We start from the raw sequence: 22732 nt of genomic DNA, 5'->3' as shown, positions 1-22732 counted from the left end.
GCTTTAAAAATACTTTTTACTTTCGTTTTATGATGTTTAATTTGAAATGTCGTAACAAAGTTTTCAGTTATGAACAAAATAACCGTCTTCTAATTACCGCAGGAATAATGCAAAAAAATCAAGTAAGTGAGTTTACAAGCGGTGGGGAAGCACACACGCAAAGAGAAATTCTGTCACAGCCCGAGCTTTGGCAAGAGGTATATCACTTAGTCGGGCAGGAAAGTGCAGGCATAGCCGGTTTTCTAAATCCTATTCTGCAGAAGGAAAACCTCCGCGTTTTGCTGACCGGGGCCGGCACTTCGGGATACATCGGCGATGCAGCGCAGGGAACTTTGCAGAAAGTATGGCGCAGACCTGTTCAGGCCGTGCCGACAACGGAGATCGTCACTCAGCCGGAAACGGTTTTTCTCCGGTCGGTTCCTACGCTGCTGATCTCTTTTGCGCGCTCGGGAAACAGCCCCGAAAGTGTTGAAACGGTCAGATTGGCCGATGCTTTCTGTGATGAAATTTATCATTTGATTATTACCTGTAACAGCGAGGGTGCGCTGGCAAACATGAACGCAGCAGCCCCTGGCACTATATACCGGATTATCCTGCCGGAGGCTACAAATGACAAGAGCCTGGCCATGACAAGCAGTTTTACATGTATGCTGCTAAGCGTGCTGCTGGTCGCTCACGTAGACGTTCTTGATAAGGAACTGGATAAAATCCAACGCATTGTGGATCAGGGAAATACAATTCTGGAAGAAAAGTCCTTGCTGGAAGCGCTGGTTCTGAAAGGCTTTGAACGGGTCGTATTTCTGGGCTCGGGAGAATTCCTTGGCATAGCCAGAGAATGTCAGCTGAAACTGCTCGAACTCACAGACGGGAAACAGGTGTGTATGTCGGATTCTTTTCTGGGGTTCAGGCACGGACCAAGGGCCATTGTAAATGATCATACGCTTATGGTTTATCTGTTTTCGAGAAAGCCGCACATCATGCGTTACGAGCGGGACCTGGTGGAAGATATTTCAAGGGATGCACGGGAAATCCAGTCTCTGCAGATCGGGGGTGTAAACGAGCTGGCATTGCCGCACAGCAGTAAGATAGAACTGGACATTGATCCGGAAAACCCTTATCAGATCGTTCCGGCAACGCTTGTCGGGCAGTTGCTGGGCTATTACAGCGCGGTACACCGGGGCATTGATCCGGACAGCCCGTCCTTGTCCGGATCCATCAGCAGGGTCGTGCAGGGAGTGAATATTTATACGGAATACAATAGTTAGGAACAGCATATGGCAAATCCCAGATTACTCGTCGTAGGCGAACTGAACGTCGATCTTCTTTTAAATCAAATTCAGACTTTTCCGCAATTGGGAAAGGAGATCATCGCAGATGAAATGGATTTGTGCCTGGGCAGCTCGTCGGCCATTATGGCTGCCAACAGTGCCGCAATGGGTGCGGATACTACTTTTTGCGGGGTTGTGGGACAGGATTATTTCGGTGATTTCATACTGCGGGAACTCGAACGGAAATCCGTCAGCTGCCGCCATATAAAAAGACTTCAGGATCAGAAGACAGGATGTACCCTGATATTGAACTATGGACAGGATCGCGCCAATGTAACGTATCCAGGTGCCATGAATGCACTGACGATCAGCGATGTTCCCTTTGACGAGCCTGTCGGTTACCAGCATCTGCATGTATCGAGTCTTTTTCTTCAGAAAGGGATTCAGAATGATATTGAGCAGCTTTTTATAAAAGCCCGGAGTGCCGGCATGACCACTTCGCTGGACATGCAGTGGGACCCCGCCGAGCAATGGGCGTTCGATTATGCCCGTTGCCTGCCGTACGTGGATGTGTTCATGCCGAATGAATCGGAGTTAATGGCACTTACAAGGACGGATTCGATCAGCGATGCCATTGAAAAGATAAGGCCATACCTGAATACGCTTGCCCTGAAAATGGGTAAAAAGGGCAGTATCGGTATTAGCAGTACGCAGCAGATAACGATGCCGGCCTTTGAAGTAACGCACTTTGTGGATGCCATCGGCGCAGGCGATTCCTTTAATGCAGGATTTATCCAGAAATACATGGCCGGTGCTGCGCTGGAAGACTGCCTGCGGGAAGGCAATCTGATGGGTGCCCTGAATACAACGGCTGCCGGAGGCACGGGTGCATTTTGTAACCTTGACAAAATAAATGAGAACATAAAAGATTATTGGGGAATAGAATTAAGCCTGTCATGAAACTGAAAGAGAAACTACGCGAACTAACACAGCTGAAAAAGGGCTTACTGGCCACAAATTACTACGATCTGGAAACCCTGCACGGTGTTCTGCAGGCGGCGGCGGAAATGAAACAGCCTGTTATTCTGCAACTTACCCAGAGCTCAATTGACTACATGGGCCTTAAAACGGCAGTGAACCTCGGACGTAACGGACTGGAAGAATTTGGCGTGGAAGGCTGGATACATCTGGATCATGGCGGGTCGGTGGAACTTGTGCAGCGTTGTCTGGATGCGGGTTTTGATTCAGTGATGATTGATGGCAGCGAGCTTCCCTTTGAGCAGAATGTCAGCCTGACCAGAGAAGTTGTCGAGCGTGCCAAACGGTATGATGCACATGTGGAAGCGGAACTGGGATACGTTGCCAAACTGGGCCAGTCGCATCACACAACAGGTTTTACGCAGCCGGACGAAGCCGCGGCGTTCGTAGAAGAAACGGGCGTGGACGCACTTGCTGTGGCAATCGGTACGGCACACGGATTTTATAAACAGGAACCAAAGCTGGATATCAGTCTTCTGCGAAGCATTGCCGAGAAAACCCCGGCAACTCTTGTCCTGCACGGAAGCTCAGGCGTGCCGCATAATCAGGTACAGCAGGCAATTTCCAACGGAATTTGCAAGGTAAACCTCGCGACTGAAATCAAAAATATATTTATGGCTTCACTGAAAGCCGAACTGACGTATAACGAAGATATTGACCTTAGAAAGGTGTTTCCGAAGGCAACCTGTAAAATTACGGAACTTGTTAAAACCAAGCTGGAAATGGTCGGGAATGTGACGGCGTAAGCTGAATTTTTTTATTTTCTTTCTGATAAATGAAAAATCTTGTTGCAAATCATGCTTTCCTGATGAGATCGTCATGCGCTGGCATGTAATTTATAGTCGAGATGCACTTGGAAAAACAAGTATGTTAAAAGCAGCTTTTTTCTGAAACGGATTAACTGTTAATTCTTAAACATCAAATTGACTATGAGATTCATCAACACAAAATTTCACGGCGTACTCGACTATCTGAGCGGAGTACTTTTTATTGCGTCGCCCTGGCTGTTTCATTTCAATGAAATTGAGAATGCATCATGGGTTATGATCATTATCGGGCTTATGATTATACTGCTTTCGGCCCTGACTGACTATGAAGGCGGCCTGATCCGGAAAGTGGCCATGTCAACCCACCTGACAATGGATCTGATCGCCGGCTTGTTTCTGGCTGCGTCGCCCTGGCTGCTTGGCTTTGCGGACCAGGTGTACCTTCCGCACCTGATTCTGGGGATATTCGAGATGGGTGCGGGCCTTTTTACTTCCCGTCATGCTTTCGAACACAATACCCATAAAATCGGTTAAGACCAGGCTGGATTATCATTGACTGAATTTATTGAGGCGGTGCAGATTTGGAAAAATCTGCACCGCCTTTTTTTGCAAAAGCATGAGTCTGCTTTCCCGGGTAAAATCATCATCCGGTGTAACGGAGCCCGGTTGTGTATCGTACGTTCTGATGAATCCGGGCATAACGGATTGCTGGAAGCACCGGCCTGCGAAAGTCGTTCGAGAATTGTTATGGGCACCTTTTTTTCAATTTTGTTATGAACTTCCTCAATTTGGTTAAATCTGTTTTTTGACGACTGCACAACTTTGCAACATCAAAAAACAGCATTAAAATGAACATTGTAATAACAGGTTCCCTCGGGAACATCAGTAAGCCTCTGGCGGAGCAATTGATACAAAAAGGACATGAAGTAACCATTATCAGCAGCAAGGCTGAACGGCAAAAAGCTATTGAAGCACTAGGCGCAAAGGCAGCCATCGGTACCATACAGGATGCAGATTTTCTAGCAGCCACCTTCAAGGAGGCCGACATCGTTTACCTGATGGAAGCATGGGAAGGCATCGGCAGCCTGTTTGACAAAGATGTGGATTTTGTTGCCGCTTTTACCCGGATCGGAAATAACTACCGGCAGGCAGTGGAACGGGCAGGAGTAAAGCGTATTGTACATTTAAGCAGCATCGGCGCCCATACGGATCAGGGAACAGGCAGCCTTCATTTACACAACACCGTCGAGAACATCCTGAAACAGTTGCCTGCGGACACTGCCATAAAATTCATGCGGCCGGTCGGTTTTTTTACCAACCTCTACAGATACGTACATTCCATAAAAACACAAGGGGCTATTGTTCAGAGCTACGGAGGGGATCAGAAAGAGCCCTGGGTTTCTCCGCTGGACATTGCCGCCGTCATCACTGAAGAAATGGAAAAGCCTTTTGAAGGAAGAACAGTCCATTATCTGGCCAGTGAAGAAATATCCCCGAATGAAATCGCCGCGGCCTTGGGAAAAGCAATCGGAATGCCTGATCTGAAATGGAAGGTCATTCCGCCTGAACAAATGCTGAAAGGCATGCTGGATGCCGGTATGAACGAATGGATCGCTAACGGTATGGTTCAAATGCAGGCAGCGCAGCAAAGCGGCAGTCTGTACGAAGATTATTACCGCAACAGACCGAAGCTGGGCAAAGTAAAGCTGACGGATTTTATCAAGGAGTTTGCAAGAGAATACCATAAATAATTCATCCGAATTATGAAAACAGTTCTGATTACCGGGGCCAACAAAGGTGTTGGTTTCGAAACAGCCCGCCAGCTTCTTCGGCAGGGATATTATGTATATCTGGGAAGCCGCAATCTGGAAAACGGTTTGAAAGCATTGGAAATGCTGAAAGAGGAAGGTCTGGAAAATGCTGAGGCAATACAGCTGAATGTAACCGATTCGGTATCGGTGCAGGCTGCCCGCCTTGCAATCGGAGAAAAGACGCAGGTGCTGGATGTACTGATTAACAATGCCGGGATCAACGGCGGATTGCCGCAGTCGGCTCTGGAAGCCAATATGGATCAGTTTCGCGAGGTATTCGATACCAATTTGTATGGAGTGGTGCGGGTAACGCAGGCATTTATCGATTTGCTCCGTAACTCGCCGCAGCCGCGTATTGTGAATGTATCTTCGAGCGGCTGCTCTTTAACCTTGCACAGCGATCCCGGCTGGAAATATTACAGCCACAAGGCGGCCGTTTACCCGGCTTCCAAGGCTGCATTGAACATGTTCACCATCACGCTGGCTTACGAGCTGCGCGGCACACCGTTTAAGGTCAACGCCGTGTGCCCCGGCTTTGTAGCGACTGATTTCAACGGGCACCGTGGCACGGGCACCGCAGAAGAAGGCGGCATGCGCATTGCCCGATATGCCATGATCGGCGAAGAAGGGCCTACGGGTCAGTTTTTCAGTGAGGAATATAACCCGGAGACAGGCGTAACGCCCTGGTGAGTTATATCAGCTTAAAGTTCAGTATATTTACGTCATGAAAACAGAAGTTCCGGCCTTATACAGATTTGAATCACTGAATGATTTCCACCGTGTGTTCGGGCTGCCGAAGCCCGTTCATCCGATGGTCAGTTTTATAAAGATTGAGGACATGACGATCAGTCCGGATGCGTTACCTCCGTCGATTGTTCTGCCGTTTTACAAGATTGCCTACAAAACCAGCCTGTGCGGCAAAGCCAGATACGGACAAAATTATTATGACTTCGGCGAAGGCGGGCTTGTATTTACAGCACCCGGTCAGATTTTTGAAAGTCCCGGCGGTCAGGCAAGTTCAGGCTATATCCTGCTTGTTCATCCCGACTTTTTCCTGTCTTACCCGCTTGCCGGGACAATCAGGCAGTACAGTTTCTTTACCTATGCAGCCAATGAAGCATTGCATCTTTCTGACAAAGAACGGACGGTTGTATTTTCTGTTTTCAATATCATCGAAGAAGAGCTTAACAGCAGGATTGACCATTTCAGTCAGGACGTGCTTATATCCCAGATTGAACTGCTGCTCCATTACAGCAACCGTTTTTACGGGCGTCAGTTCATCACCAGAAAACCCGCCGCCAATGACCTGCTGCAAAGAATGGAAGCTGTTTTGGATGACTATATGAATAGCGGAAAGTCATCCGAAAACGGAATTCCGACTGTGCAATTTCTGGCAGAAAAGCTGGGCATGTCCGCCAGTTATCTGAGCGACATGCTGCGTTCGCTGACCGGAGAAAATGCTTTGCATCATATCCACGAAAAGCTTGTGGAGAAAGCCAAGGAGAAATTGTCTACTTCAAACTTGTCGGTTTCTGAAATCGCATTTGAACTGGGTTTTGATTATCCGCAGTCTTTCAGCCGTCTGTTCAAAACAAAAACAAATTTTTCTCCGCTGGCTTTCCGGCAATCCTTCAACTGAGTTTTGCGCTTAATGACGCATTGTTCAGTCACAAAAAATTTGATTGTTTCCCTTGTCGCTTCTGAATATATTGGTTAACGGATGTGAATAGATTTTTTACTTAATAAGTAATAAATAGCAGCTTCCTGTACTTACGAAAACTACTTTCTTTGCGAAATAAACAGCTACAAAAAAGCCGCTCATCCATCAGGATCGGCGGCTTTTTTGTTTATGCTGCATTTAGCGTCTGGCTACTCCGTTACAAGCACTTTAAGCACTTCTGAAAACTCTTTGGACCGAACTTTCAAAAGATACATACCCGCTGGCAACTGGCCGGGCAGGCCAACTTTCAGTCTGGATGAATTGGCTTCGATCTCAGGGCACTGCAACCGGAACCGGCTGCCTGCCAAGTTTGTTAATTCCAGATCCACTTCGCTCTTGTGGGCGGAAGAAATTTCCAGCATGATGTGGTCTTTGGCAGGGTTGGGGTATATGACAGAGCTCAGGGCATCTTCGGCCTTCGGTTCAGCTTCAATTTCATTTCCTAACCGTGTAACCTGATTGATCGTGTTATCCGTTACAATCACCAGCTGCGGCGCAAAGCCGGACGGGTTTTCTTTGCTGTGAAAATTCAATAGCCGCATGGAACGCGTAGCCATTGCCAAGCTCACAACTTTGTCGCCAGATGCCTGAGATCTGACAAATTCAGTTACGTCCAAATCCCGGTATTTTAATTCACTGTTGACTTGCACCCTTGTCTCCGTAGCTGGGTTCAGATAAGAAGGAGCATTTGCCTTGGTAATTCCATTTTCAGTCCATGAGTCATCCAAAACACCCCCGGCAACCAGCGTTATCCCTTGCATGTTCTCATGATTATTTCCATATACCCGAAGTTTTGCCGACTTGACATTAGTAATCCCGGGTATAGCAAATTTCAAATAACTTACCCGCTCAAGGTCCCGGGAGTCACGGGGTGAACCGATAAAGCTTTTGGTACCCAGCAAGGGGTCTGAACCAAAGTTCTGATTCTGGTAAATTCCATTGCGGACGGTGGCATCGGCCTCAGGGGTAAAAGTCAGGGTACGCTGCGGGGAAGGCAGGACTTCAATGGCTGAAACCCGTGGCAGATCCGCAGCTCCGCTCAGAAAGTCGATGTTGAGCATGCCGTCTGTAACGTTGACGGTGAAGGTTTCTGCCGTGGCAAGCATGGCTCCGCCTGCTTTGGCAAAGATGTCATAGTTGGTCAGCTTGCGGACGCCTTCCATGTTGACATGAAACTGTCTGCTGCCTTTTCCGCCTTTTTTGCCCGGAGCCCCGAAGTACGTTTCAGCAAAGTGTAAGTATACGCTTACCTCGCCATTGGGAACCGGTATATTGTAGCTGAACGAAGGCGAACACCGTGCGGACTGATACAGTATGTCATTGCTTGTATTTGTAATATCGCTGGTTGCAATGGAGCTGACACGATCGATGCCGGCGTAATATTTATCGGCTATGAACAGCTTTTTTGTGGCAGTTGTAAAAGCAGGACCACCTGCGTTGATGCGGATCGGGGTTGATGGGAGTGTTGGGTTTTCGGGAGCAAGTTTTACAATCCAGTAGTCGTATTCACCTTTAGAACTTTCAGTCTTCTCCCCGCTTACATTTGAATTGGAAGTACCTCCCAGCAAATAACCTCCATCTGGGGTTTGCAAGATTGTTGGTAGCATGTCTGTACTGCTGCCACCTATTGTTTTGTCCCAGATCTTTGTTCCATTAGCCGATATTTTGATAATCCACATATCAAAATCGCCTTGTGTTCCCTGGGATCTATCTCCAAAAGCAGCTCCCTTAGCATAACCGCCAAGTATATAGCCTCCATCCAACGTATTAATAAACGAATTCAAAAAAGTACCGCCAGTTAAAACCTGATCCCATTCAACCTGGCCATTTACAGACACTTTAACGACCCAATATCCCACAGCATCTTTTGTTTTATTTCCACTTACGGGAGAATCAGAATTGCCTGCAATAATGTACCCACCATCAGATGCATTAAGAATTAAACCATAATCATCATATCCACTTCCTCCAATCGTTTTATTCCACTCAGCTGTTCCACGTTGGTTAAGTTTTACTATCCAATAATCGGAGTTCCCTTTGGATGCTTCTGATTTATCACCACTGATTCCTGAAACTGACCATCCACCCAGTATATACCCACCATCAGAGGTTTGCTGAATATTTACTAACCGCTCATTATTGATGCCTCCGATAGTATTATCCCATTCAACGTTTCCATCTACGCTAAGCTTAACTACCCAGTAATCATAATCACCATAGCCACCTATATTATCCTCACTTTTTGTTGAACTTTTATCACCGTCTGAACTTAATCCCAGAATATAGCCACCGTCAGTGGTTTTTTGCATAGAAGCAAAGCCGGTTCCGGTTCCTTCCGGGCCAGAAAGAAATTTCTCCCATTGCTTTTCCTTGTTATGGTCAAGTTTTACAACCCAGGCACTGTAATTTGATGCTCCTCCTAAAAGTTAACCTCCGTCATCGGTTTCCAAAACGCTGGTTAATTGATCATCACCATTGTTACCTTGTCCTATGGTTTTGTCCCACTCTTTGATACCATCAGCAGTAACTTTAACAATCCAGTAGGATTGACCATAAGGGATTTCTTCACTTTTATCACCGCTAATTAGAGAATTTGAATACCCTCCAAGAATATACCCGCCATCAGAAGTTGAAATAATCGCATTGACCTGATCATACTGGTTCCCTCCAATCGTTTTCTGCCACTGAATAGCAGGCTGGGCAAGAACACTTGCATGAGCGAAGACAATTAATGCAAGCAGAAACTTGATAAGACGCTTAAAACGTATATTATTTTTCATTAGATATTTGGTTAGGTAAATTCGTAGTTACAACTTAATAATGTCAGGAGTATTCCGGAATCTTTCAAAGTAAAAGTTACTTGGTGCATCCACAAGGACAGGCGGCTTTCTCATAAACTATGTCTTTTAGGCCATACTACTCCTTTACGAGCACTTTAAGCACTTCCGAAAACTCCTTGGACCGGACTTTCAAAAGATACATACCTGCTGGCAATTGGGCGGGCAGGCCAACTTTCAGTCTGGATGAATTGGCTTCGATCTCAGGGCGCTGCAACCGGAACCGGCTGCCTGCCAAGTTTGTTAATTCCAGATCCACTTCGCTCTTGTGGCCGGAAGAGACTTCCAGCATGATGTGGTCTTTGGCAGGGTTGGGGTATATGACAGAGCTCAGGGCATCTTCGGCCTTCGGTTCAGCTTCAATTTCATTTCCTAACCGTGTAACCTGATTGATCGTGTTATCCGTCACAATCACCAGCTGCGGCACAAAGCCGGATGGATTCTCTTTGCTGTGAAAATTCAATAGCCGGATGGAACGCGTAGCCAATGCCAGGCTCACAACTTTGTCACCGGTCGCTTGCATTCTGACAAATTCAGTTACATCCAGATCCCGGTATTTCAATTCACCGTTGACCAGCACCCTTGCTTCTGCAGTTGGATCTAAATAGGAAGGAGCATTCGCCTTGGTAATTCCGTTTTCGGTCCAGGAGTCATCCAAAACCCCCCCGGCAACCAGCGTTATTCCTTCCATGTTCTCGTGATTTTTCCCATATACCCGAAGTTTTGCCGACTTGACATTAGTAATTCCGGGTATGGCAAATTTCAAGTAACTTACCCGCTGAAGGTCACGGGGTGTGCCGACATAACCTTTGGTACCAAGCAAGGGATCTGAACCAAAGTTCTGATTCTGGTAAATTCCATCGCGGACGGTGGCATCAGCCTGAGGAGTAAAGGTCAGCGTGCGCTGCGGGGAAGGCAGGACTTCAATGGCTGAAACCCTAGGCAGATCCGCAGCTCCGGTCAGAAAGTCGATGTTGAGCATGCCGTCTGTGACGTTGACGGTAAAGGTTTCTGCTGTGGCAAGCATGGCTCCGCCAGCTTTGGCAAAGATATCGTAGTTGGTCAGCTTCCGGCTGCCTTCCATGTTGACGTGAAACTGTCTGCTGCCTTTTCCGCCTTTTTTGCCCGGAGCGCCATAGTACGTTTCGGCAAAATGCAGGTATACACTTACTTCACCATTAGGAACCGGAATGTTATAGCTGAATGATGGAGAACAGCGGGCTGAACGGTACAATACGTCATTGCTTGTGTTCAAAATATCGCCGCTTGCAATGGAACTGGTGCGGTCCAGGCCGGCGTAGTACTGATCAGCAATGAACAGTTTTTTGGTAGCGGTAGTAAATGCCTGTCCGCCGGCATTGATCCGGATTGGGCTTGCAGCAAGTGACGGTTCTGGAGCAAATTTTACAACCCAGTAGTCATCACCTCCTCTTGAATTTTCCGTTTTGTTTCCGCTGGCATTGGAGCCTGACGTTCCTCCGACAATAAACCCGCCGTCCAAAGTTGAAATCAGCGAATTTCTTTCTGCGCGGTCTATCAGCGATCCGCCTAATGTCTTGTCCCAAACTTTTACTCCGCTTCCGCTCAATTTTACAACCCACAGGTCCGTTAAGCCCCAGCTTGCCTCTGTCTTGTCAGCGCCGGCTCCTGATCCCGTCTGGCCGCTTGCAATGATGCTGCCATCGGGCTGTTCGATTACTGCAAGACAGTAGTCATCGCCGGTACCGCCTATAGTCCGGTCCCAGATAACTGACCCGTACGAAGTAAGTTTGACGATCCACATGTCAACCCCGCCCTTTGAATTCTCGGATTTGTCACCGCCGGCATTTGCCGATGAATAACCCCCCGCAACGTATCCGCCATCAGCGGTTTGTATAAGGCTGGTAGGAGCGGGACCACCGATTGTCTTGTCCCAGCTAACCACTCCGTTGGCATCCAGTTTCACAATCCACATATCACTGCCGGTAACGGGTGCTTCTGTTTTGTCAAAGCCTATTCCGGAATTGGAGGAGCCGCCCACAATGTAGCCACCATCCGTTGTTTGCCGGACCGTTCTGCAGATATCCGATCCGGTTCCTCCGATCGTGTTGTTCCATTGAACCTGGCCGTCCGCTGAAAACTTGATAATCCAGTAATCATAACCGCCAACACTTGCTTCGTCTTTTCCCTGCGCCGGCTTTGCCCCGCCTGTACTGCTCATGCCCACGATAATGCCTCCGTCTGCCGTTTCATGAATTTCACCAAAACCAATTTCAATCCCGGCATCGGAATCTGAAGAAAAGTATTTAGCCCATTGTACGTTTCGCTGGTAGTCGAGCTTTCGTATAAAATAGGCCGTTTCCGTGCTGCCGGCAATTGCCAGTCCGCCGTCACTCGTCCTTACTGCCATGTAAACCCAGTCCGGGCCGGAGAGCGGCGTAACAATATCATCCCATTTCTTTGTCCCGTCGGGCCTGAGTTTAACGATCCAGGGATCTTCCTCAAGGCCGGCCTCCGTGCGGTCACCGCTGATTTGTGCCCATGCGCCGGTACCAGTCAGCAAGTATTCACCGTTAGCATCCTGCATAATCGATTTGAGATCATCGTAACCGTTGCTGCCAATGGTTTTGTCCCATTGAATTACCGGCTGCGCAAAAACGCTTGCCTGAGCAAAGACGACGAAGGCAAGCAGGGATTTGATAAGATGGTTACGAAGTAAAGGATTCTTCATCTGATTGTCGGTTAAGTAGATTCATAGTTACAGAATGTAAATTAGAAAAATCATGCTACCGGCAATACAAACTTATTTAACGGTAAATCTGCTGCGTCCAGACGCAGGATCAGCCTCTAAATGCTTATCCTTTCTGGCCAGAATTCAAATCCTGAAAAAACTTCAGGTAGCATTCCACCATTTTTGTCCATCCGAAATTTTCTGCTGTGTAAGTCCTTGCTGTCTGTGACTGGCTGTTGAATCCGGCCGGATCGCTGATGAAGGCATTCAGCGCGGCAGCCCAGTCCGGAGCATTTCCCGGGTTGATCAAAGTGCCGTTTTTGGAATGATGAACCGCATCCGGAATGCCGTCAATCCGCGATGCAAATACCCATGCACCGCACAAGCTTGCTTCCAGACAAACCAGACCGAACCCTTCCATATCGCCTGCAACCCGAATATTCGGCATTACAAATGCATCGGTTGCTGCCAGAACCTGATGTAAACCTTCATGGGAAAGCTTCCCCAGGTGAAATACTTTGCTATCCGTTTTTCTGTGCAAAAGATTCCGGATCCGGTTTTCATCCGAAGGATAACCCAGAAACAACTCCACTTTTGAACGTACAATTTCAGGAAGGCAGTAAAAAAGGCGGTCGCTCCAGGATCTTGTTTTTTCAAATGGACCAATGAGCAGGAATACGAAATTTCCTTTCAGCTGCGGCAGGACATGCTGAATAAACCATGAAAACCCTTTTCTTTTAACCGGCCTTCCGAGCGCAGTCAGTATGGTTTTTCCATCAAGATCAATGCCATATTCCTGCCTGAAGGTTTCATGGAAATTTTCATTCTGTTTTGTGTTCAGAAGGGAATGGTCTGCGCCGTTGGGGATAACCGCTACTTTTTCCGGTGCAATTCCGCGAGCAATGCAGGCCGACGCACATGCCTGGCTTACAGCAATGATCAGATCAAACCGGTTAAATGCCGGAAGTATAAACTTCTGGTAAATGGCACTTGGAAATACGACATCCAGACCGTGTACAGTGACCGCCCGGAACAAATGATTGTAACTTTTATGCCGTAAACAAAAGGAAGCTATCAGCGCATCATTAAAATGGATAACGGAAATGGAAGGAAATTTCCGGAGCGTTTCCAGAATCCTTCTTTCAAGGGAAAAAAAGAAAACAGCCCTGCTTTCCTGCCCGCTGTAAACAATGGAATGTACGGTTGCAAACTGTTTCATTCCGTTAACAAGTTCAAAACTTTGCTTTTCCATTCCGCCAACAGACGGAGGGAATTTATGGCTTACAAATAATATTTCCATCAGGAAAGATCCGGCAGGTTTCCGGGTTTTTTACTGTAAATCATGTACGCCGTTAATCCGGTTACGATCCAGAAAAGCTGGCGTGTCCGTCTCAGAATGGAAACCGTAATCCAGATTTCATAATCCGTAATGCCGATAAACCCGAGCATGATTTTATTTCCTATTTCTTCCACTCCGATTTGCCCCGGAATGAAAGCGCCGGCAGCTTTAAACAGCACAATACCCATATCCACAAGAATAATCTGAAATATGCCCGCTTTTATACCGAGAAAAAGCAAAATAAAATATATTTCCAGCGAGCCGATTATCCAGTGCATGAAAAAGAATAAGGTGCAGCATGCAAGCCCTTTTGAATCGTTCCGGAAAAAGTGGTTCATGGCTTTTATGATCTGCTTTATTTCCCATTTCCGGACAAGGTTTTTCATGAAGGAATAAAGTCCGGAATTTTTATACAATGGCTGCATGTATATACGGTTACCAGAAAGGACAATCAGCATCGTTAATACTATAAATACAGCAGCAGGCTGTAATCCGGCAGTTGGAAAAAAATCAAATAACGGCGTATTGGATGAATAAACAACTGCAAGTGAAACCAGAAAAACCGCAACCTGCGTTAGGGCCATCATGACTCTTGCAATCAGAACGGAAGCAACAATATCGGTCTTTTCAATGCCTTTATTCTGAAGCATGTAAATCTTCATTGCTTCTCCGCCGATGACACTGGCCGGATTGACAAGGCTCAGCATTTCGCCGATGTGCCGAATGATAAACAAATCACGGACTGCCAGAATTCTGGCTTCTTTTCTGAAACAGTATTTCCAGCCGATTGCAGCAAACAGGTACGCAACAAACGTTAAAAGCAACAGTAAAGTAAAGCGAAAACCGATCAGACGGATCGATGAAATTACTTTATGCAGATCTGTTGTTTTAATAAGAACGGCAAATGAAATCAGTATTGCAATTGTAATAACAATCTTCAAAATTCTCTTTCCAGGTTTCATACTTTCCGTTAATCAGGCATGCAGGATTCCGGCCAGATTATGCAGCTCATCAAAGTAAATATTCGTCAGTTTGTTCCAGTCGAATCCAAGACTGTACCGGCGTCCGTTATCCGAGATCATTTCCCTCAATGCATTATTCCGGATCAGCGTCTGGATTTTCTCAACATAATCCGCTTCATTCTCCGGCTGGCATTTGAATCCGTTAATGCCCTGATTGATAAAGTCCTGAGAACCGCCGCCGTCTGCAATTACGCAGGGCAGGCCCGACGCCATCGCTTCCAGAACAACGTTGCCGTAAGTCTCGGTTACAGATGTGAAAAGGAAAATATCGGCTGACGCATACAGTTCCGACAGTTTTTCATGCGAAAGACTGCCTGTGAAAAAAGCATTTTTCATGCGCTGCCGGCAGGCTTTCATTGCAGTTCCGCTGCCGGCAATGATAAAGTTGAAATCCAGGTTTTTGCTTTCACAATAATCATAAATCCTGATCAGGGTTTCCAGGTTTTTTTCCCAGACCAGCCTGCTCGCAAATAAGATATTGATGCGGTTATTTTTTGTTAAAAGCCTTAATGAACCGACATTGCGTTTATGGGGTGAGAAAAGCGTTGTATCGATGCCGCGCTTCCATATTTTTATTCTGTGTTGTTCTATGCCCATATGCTGCATTTCAAAGGCAATACTTTCAGAAGGCACATAGATGATGTCGCAGTAATTATAAAAATTTCTCTGTGTTGAAATCATTTTTGATTTTGCAAAGTTTATCAGAAACGGTGTTTTGCTGAGGTAATAATCCAGATAGGAAATAAAATGGGTATGGTAAATGGTGAGGACCGGCAAATGATTTTCACGTGCGTATTTCAATGCAAAACTGCCAAGCAGCGACGGCGTTGCAATGTGAATGATATCCGGACCAAAACCGGCCAGTTTCCGGTTTAGTTTTTCTTCTGCCAGATAAGGCAGCGCCATCGTGTAATGATGGTTAACGGGCAAAGTTACTGTCGGAACTGCAATGCAATCAAAGCCGGAAATCTTTTCAGGTCCCTTGCCGCATATAAACAGAAATTCGAACTGTTCGTCTGGAATTCTTTTAATGATCTGAAACATGGTACGCGATGCTCCGTCAAAGTCTTCAATCAGTATTTCTGCAAAAAAGGCAATTTTGATTTTTTTCATACGCTGGAATAATGCCTGGAAAATCCTTTGAAATGTTGATAAGGCGGCAATGGTTTAAGCGGAACCTGAATGCAGCCAGCCGGACAATTGAATTCGGTTCTCTGATTACCGTGTTTGTCAATTGAAGGCTTGTCAGGGCTTGCTTGTTTCTTTTTCTTTCCCGGTATTCTTTTTCAGATTCCAGCTGAACTGCGCGCTGACCGGGTGATGATCGGACAATGGAATGCCGTCCTGATTCAGGAAAAGCAAATTTTGCAATTGATAATCACTTACATGAATTTCAAGCAGTCTGCTGCTGCGGAAAAGGATTTTGTCAATCGTTTCACTGCTTTCATTTATGGAAAGAATGTTGCTGACGGGCAAATCTTTATGAACCGGAGGAAACCTGTTTTTATGCACGAATGATGTCCATACATCTTCCAGTTTGTTTTCTGTATTGAGCAGTTTGATATTGTCATAAAAATAACTGTAATGCCCGTTAAGATCGCCCATGACAATTACTGCATTGTCATGGGAGTGAATTTTGATATACTCCGAAAACTGCGCCATGTTTTTTCTTCTTGCCGCAGCTGCCGGCAGATCATTATAGGCATTTGCATGAATGTTGTAAAAGTCAATGAATACATTTTTTGCCACTTCTATACGGCTGAACGTAAAACCTTTCGGCGTGAGGCAGTCGGCTCCGGTGCAATCATTCCACGTAATCCGGCGCAGATCCCGGACCGGGTATCTGGAAAGGGTATTCAGGCCATCCCCGAGCGGCACGCCGCCTTTGGTTTCGGTGCGGAAAGCATGGGTGTTTCCCTGAGCGTACAGATTTTCATGATAGTTGAAGTCCTCCTGAACATGGACAATGTCAAAACGGTTTAACCGCAGCCCGATTTCGGCAATGCTGGATGATCTTTCTGTTGCAGCGCTGGAAATAATGGCGGGCAAACCGGCAATGTTATACGTGATGACGGAGAATTCACCGGCTTCTGCTACTTTCAGGCCGGATGCATTTTCGGGTTTCAGGAAACCTGGAATGCCCGAGCCGTTGGTCGATTCCGTGCCGGACCATAATATAAGTAAAATGAACAAAGACCATGCAGCAAGCTTGTTGTACCTGATTCTGATTGTTGAGGCCGGCATTCCTTTATGTTTAGGTTTGGCCAAAATTAGCATTCAGATATCACCCGGATGGTTCCGGATTATTAATGAATTGTTAAATAATGCCCGAATGGCCCGATTTGGTTTCAGCCAGGAATCTACCCGCCGCACGTTACGGAATTCACATGCATCGAATGCAGGGCGGAACTTATTCCTGTTGTCCGCTGCTTTAAGGCGGGAGCAGTTAAAAAGATTTCAGAAGAAAGGTTCAGCTTATCATTTTGGCTACAATATACTCCGGTTTCGCTACAAACAACCTGCGTTATTTAAGGAGATTTGCATCTCAATATCAGATAAACAGAAATGAAAAAGACCATTTTTATTACAGGCGCATCGGCCGGAATAGGTAAGGCAACTGCAAAACTTTTTGCTGCAAAAGGCTGGAATGTAATCGCTACCATGCGTAAGCCGGAAAACGAGAAAGAACTGAATCTGCTTGAAAATGTAACCCTGCTGCCGCTGGATGTAAACAATCCGGCGCAAATCAGGGAAACCGTGCAGCAGGCGCTGGCACAAAATGACATAGATGTGGTCTTCAACAATGCAGGATATGCGCTGCTGGGCGTGCTGGAAGCCATGGCCGACGAGCAGCTGGTGGCACAGATGGAAACGAACTTCTTCGGTGTGGTGCGGGTAACACAGGCTTTTATTCCTTATTTCCGTGAAAAAGGCTACGGGCTTTTCATCACGACGGGATCATCGGCGGGGCTGATGGGATTTCCCGTAAGTTCCATGTATGATGCAAGCAAATGGGCACTGGAAGGATGGAGCGAAAGCCTGTCATACGAGTTAAACGAAGTGGGCATCGGCATCAAAACGATTGAACCCGGCCTGGTTGCAACGGAAATCGGGGACCGGTCGGTGACTGTTTCCCATCCTGCCTACGAAAATTTGATGAACCGGTTTATGGCACTGATCGCATATGGCGAAAACGTAACCACTGCAGAACAGATTGCAGAAGTCGTATATGGCGCGGCGACCGATGGCCGGAATACCCTGCGTTATGTATGCGGCGAAGATGCAAAAAGCCTGTATGCGCAGCGGCTTGCCGGAGGTGACGAGGCGTTCAGGGAGACAATGAAAAAAATGCTTGCATAATTAATTACATTCGAACACCATGATGACATGCCGGTAAAATCATTTCCATATTTTCCGGCATCTATAAAATCCTATTATGGAACAGAGAAATAAAATCCGGGTTTTTCATTCTATTGCAGAAATGCAGCTCGCTTTCGGGTTGCCGCGTCCTTTGCATCCGCTGATCAGCATGCTGGATTACAGTAAAGTGGAAATTACGCGTGAGATGCTGGCACTTCCGTTTGTCATGGATTTCTACAACATTACCTATAATGAATCGGCGGGCTGCCGGATGCGGTACGGGCAGACGACTTACGATTTTGAAGAAGGCGGCATGTTCTTTACGTCGCCCGGTCAGCCGCTGACGGGCCTGGAAACGGCTGCTGCCGGTTCGGGTTTTACCTTGCTCGTTCACCCCGATTTTCTGCGGAATTATCCGCTGGATGCCAAAATCAAAACGTACGGTTTTTTTGGTTATGCTGTCAATGAGTCGCTGCATCTTGCCGGCAGGGAAAGAGCCATCATCAGCACAATCGGAAGGAACATTGACGACGAACTGGAAACGGCCATAGATGACGTGAGTCAGGACGTGCTGATTTCGCAGATTGAATTGCTGCTGAGTTACAGTCAGCGATTTTATAAGCGACAATTTATTACCCGAAAACCCCTGAACAACGCATTACTCGAAAAGCTGGACAAAATACTGGATGCCTATTTTGATGATCAGACCGCATTGCTGAAAGGCTTGCCGACGGTGCAGTTTCTTGCCGGGCAGCTGAATATTTCGCCAAAATATTTGGGTGACCTGCTGCGGACGCTGACAGGCCACAATACACAGCAGCACATTCATATGCGGCTGATTGAAAAAGCGAAAGAAAACCTGACGATCAGCAATCTTACGGTCGGAGAAATTGCGTATCAGCTGGGCTTCGAGCATCCGCAGTCGTTCAATAAGTTTTTCAAGTCCAAGACACAGTTATCTCCGCTGGAATTCAGAGCCAGTTTTAATTGAATCATTGTAATAGAGCGTTATTAAAATTTTTAGATCCGCTGTATACAGGATTCCATAAAGCAAATTCCACAATCATATGCTTATGGTTTAACCGGAATTAATGTTGTCGAAGTACTACAGATTTCCTTTTCTTAATTCACCGGCTGCATGATCCACAGCCCTTGCCGTAAGCGCCATGTAAAGGATGGAAGGGCTCTGGTTTCCTGTGCTGGTCATGCAGGCGCCGTCCGTTACAAATACGTTTTTGCAATGGTGCAGCTGGTTCCATTCGTTAAGAAGCGAAGTTTTCGGATCTTTTCCCATCCTTACACCGCCCATTTCATGAATGTCCAAGCCGGGAGGCTGTTTGCTGTCATGCGCTTCTATATCCTTGCAGCCTGCTTTTTCCAGCATTTCCGTACTTTCTTTCAGGAAGTCTTTCAGCATTCTTTCGTCATTATCGTCGTAGCCAACGGAAGTAACCAGCAGCGGAATTCCCCATTCATCGACTTTGTCGGCGCTTAGCCTGACGTGGTTTTCCGCTTTGGGAACGGTCTCGCCCTGCATGTACATGTACGTCCGCCAGCCTCCCGGTCTGGTAAAAGCTTCTTTCAGTTCCTGTCCGAAAGGCACTTCGGTTGACCCGGCATTCTGGCGCGCGCGGTAAGCGCCTGTGAATGTGGTAAAACCGCCAAAATAGTCCGTTTCCTGTTTATGAAGGTTCCGGTAATTGGCAATAATCGGTTCCGTTGGGTTGCGTCCGTAATAGTATTTATCCAGAAACCCGTCCATACCCGCACTGACCGACCCGCGGTAATTGTGAAAACAGATGTATTTGCCCAGCAGGCCGTTGTCGTTGCCCAGTCCGTCCGGAAACCTTGCGGAAGTGGAGTTCAGCAGGATCAGGTTGGAGTTCAGCGCGGACGCATTTACAAAAACGATCTTGGCAAAAAATTCGGTCGCTTCATGCGTTTCGGCATCGATAATCCGGACACCTTTGGCCTTGCCTGCTTTTTCATCATACATAATGGAATGCACCACGGAATGAGGCCGGACCGTGAGGTTGCCGGTATTTTGTGCCCAGGGCAAAGTGGAGGAAACCGAACTGAAATAGCCGCCATACGGACATCCGCGCATGCACATGTTGCGCGCCTGACATTGTCCGCGTCCCTGTTTGAGATGAATCTCTTTTGGCTGCGTCAGATGTGCCCAGCGGGCATGCACCATAAACCGGTCGGGATAGTTTTTTCGGATGGATTGCTGAATGGCGGATTCGACGCAGTTGAAATCAAAAGGCGGAAGGAATTCGCCGTCCGGCATGGCTTCAATGCCATCTTTGCTGCCGCAAATGCCGATGAATTTCTCCACGTGTGAGTACCACGGCGCAACGTCGGCATACCGGATCGGCCAGTCAAGCCCGTACCCGAAACGCGCCGGGGCCGAAAACTCGAAATCGCTCCACCGCTGCGTTGCCCGGCCCCATGTCAGTGACTTGCCTCCAACCTGATAGCCGCGAATCCAGTCAAAAGGCTTTTCCTGAACATACGGATGGTCTTTGTCTCTGATAAAAAAATGCGCAGTCGCTTCTTCGAAGCCAGCTGCTTTGGAAATCAGCGGATTTTCATCCAGAAACCGGCGCGGCATACGTCCCCGGTGTTCCAGTTCCCAAGGCGCTTTGTGGGCGGTGGGATAATCCTGATTGTGTACGATGTTTCTTCCTCTTTCCAGAACGAGGGTTTTCATTCCTTTTTCACAAAGTTCCTTGGCAGCCCATCCGCCGCTGATGCCCGAACCGATCACAATCGCATCAAATGTATTTTCCTGCATCCTGAATTTTGTATTTTAAAACTAAAAACGATGAAGCTGAAAATTACCGGTGCGACAGCCAGAGATCGACCGGCTTTTCTACTTTCGGTGCAAACGGAAGCGTTACTTTCCTGCCTGTTCCTGCCGATGCATACGCTGCGTAAATCAGTTCCAGTACGGCCCGTCCGTCTTCTCCGGTTACCAGAGGCTCTTGATCATGGCGTACACAATCCACAAAATGTTTCAGCTCCTGCGGATAACCCTGGTTAAAAGCTTCTTCAAAAACCGCATAGCTCCATCCCTTTGTCGTGTCGGCTTTTTCCATGGCATAGCCGTAACCTTCGCGGCTGTATGCCACGGCTGCATTGCCCATAAACAAATCTGCATAAACGACACCGCCCAGGCCATGTACTTCGCATTTGTCGTCCATGCCGCCGTGTTTGGCCCAGCTGTCTTCGGCCACGGCCGTCACGCCATTCTCAAACTCGACGATCACTACGGAATTATCCTCGCCGAGCGTACGGCCTTGATGCAGAACCGTTTTCATGGTTGCATAAACGCTTACGGCCGGATTATTGCCCAGCATCCACCGGAACCACGCCAGCGCATGGCATCCCATATCCATCAGTACCCCGCCCCCGGACAGATTGATGTCATAAAACCAGTCGGAATGCGGCCCGGAATGCTTTTCGGATTGTTTCATCATGTAAATCTGCCCTACGGCTCCTTCTGTCACCAGCTGACGGACACGCTCGTATTTGGGCGCAAAGCATAATTCTTCGGCATACATCAGTTTCACGCCTGCATTGCGGCAGGCAGCCAGCATCTGGTCGGCCTCTTCCAGCGTAACGGCCAGCGGCTTTTCGATAATGATGTGCTTTCCGGCTTTGGCAGCGAGCAGGGTTGCTTGGGCATGCAGGAAATTGGGAAGACAGATATCCACAATGTCGCATCCCGATTCGCTGATCGCCCGTTCCATATCATCATACCACTGGCCGATCTGGTGCTTTTCCGAAAACGCCTTCGCTTTTTCAGGATCGCGGGTATACACGGCCACGACTTCTGCCTCGGGTACAAACCGGTGATAACTTTCAAGATGGATATCGGAAATGAAACCGGCACCCAGTATGGTGATTTTGGTTTTTTGCATCAGTAAAGATTTTCAATTTGCTCAATTTAGTATGTTTTCAAGATATTTCATAAATGCACCCAGTTCATTGCTGACTTGCCACCGGAACCCCGCCGGATTCTTTTTCAATGGCATTCCTGGTTTTGGTATCAGGCACGGAGCCGGAGCAGTCGGGCAAGTGGTGAAGCGTATTCAAATATTATATGTGTTTTTATCCGTTGTAAAATATATAATTGTCTTATTTTTAATATATAATTGAATAAAATATTGTAAGAAGCCAAGTGTCCGAACAGCCTGCAGGTTCCGAGAAAGCATTACTGACTCTGTCATCAACAGGTGACGAAAGCGCTTTTACTTTGCTTTTTCATCTGTATAAAAACAAGTTATACGCGTATGTGCTCCGGCTTACGGAATCGGAAATGCTTGCCGAAGACATTGTTCAGGACGTTTTCATGAAGTTGTGGAACGAGCATGCGTCACTTGCTGGCATTGACAATTTCGGAAGTTACCTGTTCCGGATGTCCAAAAACCATGCGATCAATCATTTTCGGAGAATGTCTCACGAAACGCTGCTGATTTCTGAACTGTTCCAGGCCGATCCCTCGCACAATGCAACGGAAGATCTGGTTGCTCTGAATGAAACCGAAAAGCTGCTCAGTGCGATTATTGACAAACTTCCCGCGCAGCAAAAGACGATTTACCAGCTCAGCCGGCAGGAGGGCAGGAGCCATGAAGAGATCGCGGAATTGCTGAAAATTTCTCCGAATACCGTTAAAAACCACATCGTACAGGCCATGTCGACCATTCGTACGCAGCTTCGGCGGCACTCCGATACATTCCTTTTTCTGGCGCTTGCAGCCTTCCTCAGAAAATAATTTCAGATTTTTTTTACATACGGCTAGTCCCTGCGTCGTTCCCGTTTGTCTTTTATTTGGTCATAGCTGATTTCTGCATC

19 protein-coding genes are annotated in these 22732 nt (G+C 47.2%); 10 read left to right on the top strand and 9 right to left on the bottom strand.

Annotated elements, in window-relative coordinates; genetic code table 11:
- Nucleotides 1-107: 107 nt before the first annotated feature.
- The 7 genes from FEM33_RS17040 (at nucleotide 108) to FEM33_RS17010 (ending at nucleotide 6523) form a co-directional block, all read left to right on the top strand.
- Nucleotides 108-1265, top strand: a complete 1158-nt coding sequence (locus tag FEM33_RS17040) for an SIS domain-containing protein (RefSeq protein WP_139013199.1) — start codon at nucleotides 108-110, stop codon at nucleotides 1263-1265.
- A 9-nt stretch (nucleotides 1266-1274) separates the two neighbouring features.
- Complete coding sequence (locus tag FEM33_RS17035) at nucleotides 1275-2228, top strand: carbohydrate kinase family protein (RefSeq protein WP_139013198.1); 954 nt, start codon at nucleotides 1275-1277, stop codon at nucleotides 2226-2228.
- Nucleotides 2225-3052, top strand: a complete 828-nt coding sequence (locus tag FEM33_RS17030) for a class II fructose-bisphosphate aldolase (RefSeq protein WP_139013197.1) — start codon at nucleotides 2225-2227, stop codon at nucleotides 3050-3052. Before FEM33_RS17035 ends, FEM33_RS17030 begins: the two co-directional genes overlap by 4 nt.
- Before the next feature lie 183 nt (nucleotides 3053-3235).
- Nucleotides 3236-3607 (top strand): SPW repeat domain-containing protein, encoded by a 372-nt coding sequence (locus tag FEM33_RS17025; protein ID WP_139013196.1) that lies wholly within the window; start codon nucleotides 3236-3238, stop codon nucleotides 3605-3607.
- Nucleotides 3608-3921: 314 nt separating this feature from the next.
- Nucleotides 3922-4824, top strand: coding sequence for an SDR family oxidoreductase (locus FEM33_RS17020; protein ID WP_139013195.1), 903 nt, complete (start codon nucleotides 3922-3924; stop codon nucleotides 4822-4824).
- 12 nt (nucleotides 4825-4836) lie between these two features.
- Nucleotides 4837-5574 carry an SDR family oxidoreductase gene (locus FEM33_RS17015; protein ID WP_139013194.1) on the top strand — a complete coding sequence of 246 codons (738 nt, stop codon included), beginning with the start codon at nucleotides 4837-4839 and terminating at the stop codon, nucleotides 5572-5574.
- Between the two features lie 34 nt (nucleotides 5575-5608).
- Entirely contained in the window at nucleotides 5609-6523 is a 915-nt protein-coding gene (locus FEM33_RS17010) for a helix-turn-helix domain-containing protein (protein ID WP_139013193.1), read from the top strand.
- 230 nt (nucleotides 6524-6753) lie between these two features.
- On the opposite strand, the gene FEM33_RS17005 is transcribed toward FEM33_RS17010, so the two are convergent.
- The 7 genes from FEM33_RS17005 to FEM33_RS16975 all read right to left on the bottom strand — a co-directional run bounded on the left by FEM33_RS17005 (nucleotide 6754) and on the right by FEM33_RS16975 (nucleotide 16756).
- A complete protein-coding gene (locus tag FEM33_RS17005; RefSeq protein ID WP_139013192.1) occupies nucleotides 6754-8913 on the bottom strand; it encodes a CBM96 family carbohydrate-binding protein in 2160 nt (719 codons plus the stop codon).
- 117 nt (nucleotides 8914-9030) lie between these two features.
- Nucleotides 9031-9384, bottom strand: a complete 354-nt coding sequence (locus tag FEM33_RS17000) for a hypothetical protein (RefSeq protein WP_139013191.1) — start codon at nucleotides 9382-9384, stop codon at nucleotides 9031-9033.
- A 136-nt stretch (nucleotides 9385-9520) separates the two neighbouring features.
- On the bottom strand, nucleotides 9521-12151 hold the full coding sequence (locus FEM33_RS16995; protein WP_139013190.1) for a CBM96 family carbohydrate-binding protein: 2631 nt from the start codon (nucleotides 12149-12151) through the stop codon (nucleotides 9521-9523).
- Nucleotides 12152-12275: 124 nt separating this feature from the next.
- A complete protein-coding gene (locus FEM33_RS16990) occupies nucleotides 12276-13451 on the bottom strand; it encodes a glycosyltransferase family 4 protein (protein ID WP_139013189.1) in 1176 nt (391 codons plus the stop codon).
- Entirely contained in the window at nucleotides 13451-14431 is a 981-nt protein-coding gene (locus tag FEM33_RS16985) for a lysylphosphatidylglycerol synthase transmembrane domain-containing protein (protein ID WP_161597170.1), read from the bottom strand. Before FEM33_RS16985 ends, FEM33_RS16990 begins: the two co-directional genes overlap by 1 nt.
- A 33-nt stretch (nucleotides 14432-14464) precedes the next feature.
- Nucleotides 14465-15625: a glycosyltransferase gene (locus FEM33_RS16980; protein WP_139013187.1), complete on the bottom strand. Its 1161-nt coding sequence runs from the start codon at nucleotides 15623-15625 to the stop codon at nucleotides 14465-14467.
- A 132-nt stretch (nucleotides 15626-15757) separates the two neighbouring features.
- Nucleotides 15758-16756: an exonuclease/endonuclease/phosphatase family protein gene (locus FEM33_RS16975; protein ID WP_201747778.1), complete on the bottom strand. Its 999-nt coding sequence runs from the start codon at nucleotides 16754-16756 to the stop codon at nucleotides 15758-15760.
- A gap of 321 nt (nucleotides 16757-17077) precedes the next feature.
- Here FEM33_RS16975 and FEM33_RS16970 point away from each other — a divergent pair, with 321 nt between their 5' ends.
- Both FEM33_RS16970 and FEM33_RS16965 read left to right on the top strand, forming a co-directional pair.
- Entirely contained in the window at nucleotides 17078-17872 is a 795-nt protein-coding gene (locus FEM33_RS16970) for an SDR family oxidoreductase (RefSeq protein WP_139013185.1), read from the top strand.
- A 76-nt stretch (nucleotides 17873-17948) separates the two neighbouring features.
- A complete protein-coding gene (locus tag FEM33_RS16965) occupies nucleotides 17949-18863 on the top strand; it encodes a helix-turn-helix domain-containing protein (RefSeq protein WP_139013184.1) in 915 nt (304 codons plus the stop codon).
- 114 nt (nucleotides 18864-18977) lie between these two features.
- Here the strand turns inward: FEM33_RS16965 and FEM33_RS16960 are convergent, their stop codons facing one another.
- Nucleotides 18978-20669, bottom strand: a complete 1692-nt coding sequence (locus FEM33_RS16960) for a GMC oxidoreductase (RefSeq protein WP_139013183.1) — start codon at nucleotides 20667-20669, stop codon at nucleotides 18978-18980.
- A gap of 43 nt (nucleotides 20670-20712) precedes the next feature.
- The gene (locus FEM33_RS16955; protein WP_139013182.1) at nucleotides 20713-21798 is read right to left on the bottom strand and encodes a Gfo/Idh/MocA family protein; all 1086 of its coding nucleotides are present in this window, start codon (nucleotides 21796-21798) and stop codon (nucleotides 20713-20715) included.
- Between the two features lie 260 nt (nucleotides 21799-22058).
- Here FEM33_RS16955 and FEM33_RS16950 point away from each other — a divergent pair, with 260 nt between their 5' ends.
- Nucleotides 22059-22652 carry an RNA polymerase sigma factor gene (locus FEM33_RS16950; protein WP_161597169.1) on the top strand — a complete coding sequence of 198 codons (594 nt, stop codon included), beginning with the start codon at nucleotides 22059-22061 and terminating at the stop codon, nucleotides 22650-22652.
- The last annotated feature ends 80 nt before the right edge of the window (nucleotides 22653-22732 follow it).

It is taken from the genome of Dyadobacter flavalbus, from assembly GCF_006149045.1.
GTDB lineage: Bacteria > Bacteroidota > Bacteroidia > Cytophagales > Spirosomataceae > Dyadobacter > Dyadobacter flavalbus.
Note: the sequence above shows the minus strand (reverse complement) of the source record. Positions and strands in the feature narration are given on the sequence as shown.

Bases quoted from the DNA above. Each gene is read 5' to 3' on its own strand.
- FEM33_RS17010 (WP_139013193.1), top strand. From the start codon at position 5,609: ATGAAAACAGAAGTTCCGGCCTTATACAGATTTGAATCACTGAATGAT.
- FEM33_RS17040 (WP_139013199.1), top strand. From the start codon at position 108: ATGCAAAAAAATCAAGTAAGTGAGTTTACAAGCGGTGGGGAAGCACAC.
- FEM33_RS17005 (WP_139013192.1), bottom strand. From the start codon at position 8,913: ATGCAAAAAACCACTGACGGTGGCTATATTCTGGGATTAAGTTCAGAC.
- FEM33_RS17025 (WP_139013196.1), top strand. From the start codon at position 3,236: ATGAGATTCATCAACACAAAATTTCACGGCGTACTCGACTATCTGAGC.
- FEM33_RS16995 (WP_139013190.1), bottom strand. From the start codon at position 12,151: ATGAAGAATCCTTTACTTCGTAACCATCTTATCAAATCCCTGCTTGCC.
- FEM33_RS16990 (WP_139013189.1), bottom strand. From the start codon at position 13,451: ATGGAAATATTATTTGTAAGCCATAAATTCCCTCCGTCTGTTGGCGGA.
- FEM33_RS16955 (WP_139013182.1), bottom strand. From the start codon at position 21,798: ATGCAAAAAACCAAAATCACCATACTGGGTGCCGGTTTCATTTCCGAT.
- FEM33_RS16970 (WP_139013185.1), top strand. From the start codon at position 17,078: ATGAAAAAGACCATTTTTATTACAGGCGCATCGGCCGGAATAGGTAAG.
- FEM33_RS16980 (WP_139013187.1), bottom strand. From the start codon at position 15,625: ATGAAAAAAATCAAAATTGCCTTTTTTGCAGAAATACTGATTGAAGAC.
- FEM33_RS16975 (WP_201747778.1), bottom strand. From the start codon at position 16,756: ATGCCGGCCTCAACAATCAGAATCAGGTACAACAAGCTTGCTGCATGG.
- FEM33_RS17015 (WP_139013194.1), top strand. From the start codon at position 4,837: ATGAAAACAGTTCTGATTACCGGGGCCAACAAAGGTGTTGGTTTCGAA.
- FEM33_RS16960 (WP_139013183.1), bottom strand. From the start codon at position 20,669: ATGCAGGAAAATACATTTGATGCGATTGTGATCGGTTCGGGCATCAGC.
- FEM33_RS17035 (WP_139013198.1), top strand. From the start codon at position 1,275: ATGGCAAATCCCAGATTACTCGTCGTAGGCGAACTGAACGTCGATCTT.
- FEM33_RS17020 (WP_139013195.1), top strand. From the start codon at position 3,922: ATGAACATTGTAATAACAGGTTCCCTCGGGAACATCAGTAAGCCTCTG.
- FEM33_RS17000 (WP_139013191.1), bottom strand. From the start codon at position 9,384: ATGAAAAATAATATACGTTTTAAGCGTCTTATCAAGTTTCTGCTTGCA.
- FEM33_RS17030 (WP_139013197.1), top strand. From the start codon at position 2,225: ATGAAACTGAAAGAGAAACTACGCGAACTAACACAGCTGAAAAAGGGC.
- FEM33_RS16965 (WP_139013184.1), top strand. From the start codon at position 17,949: ATGGAACAGAGAAATAAAATCCGGGTTTTTCATTCTATTGCAGAAATG.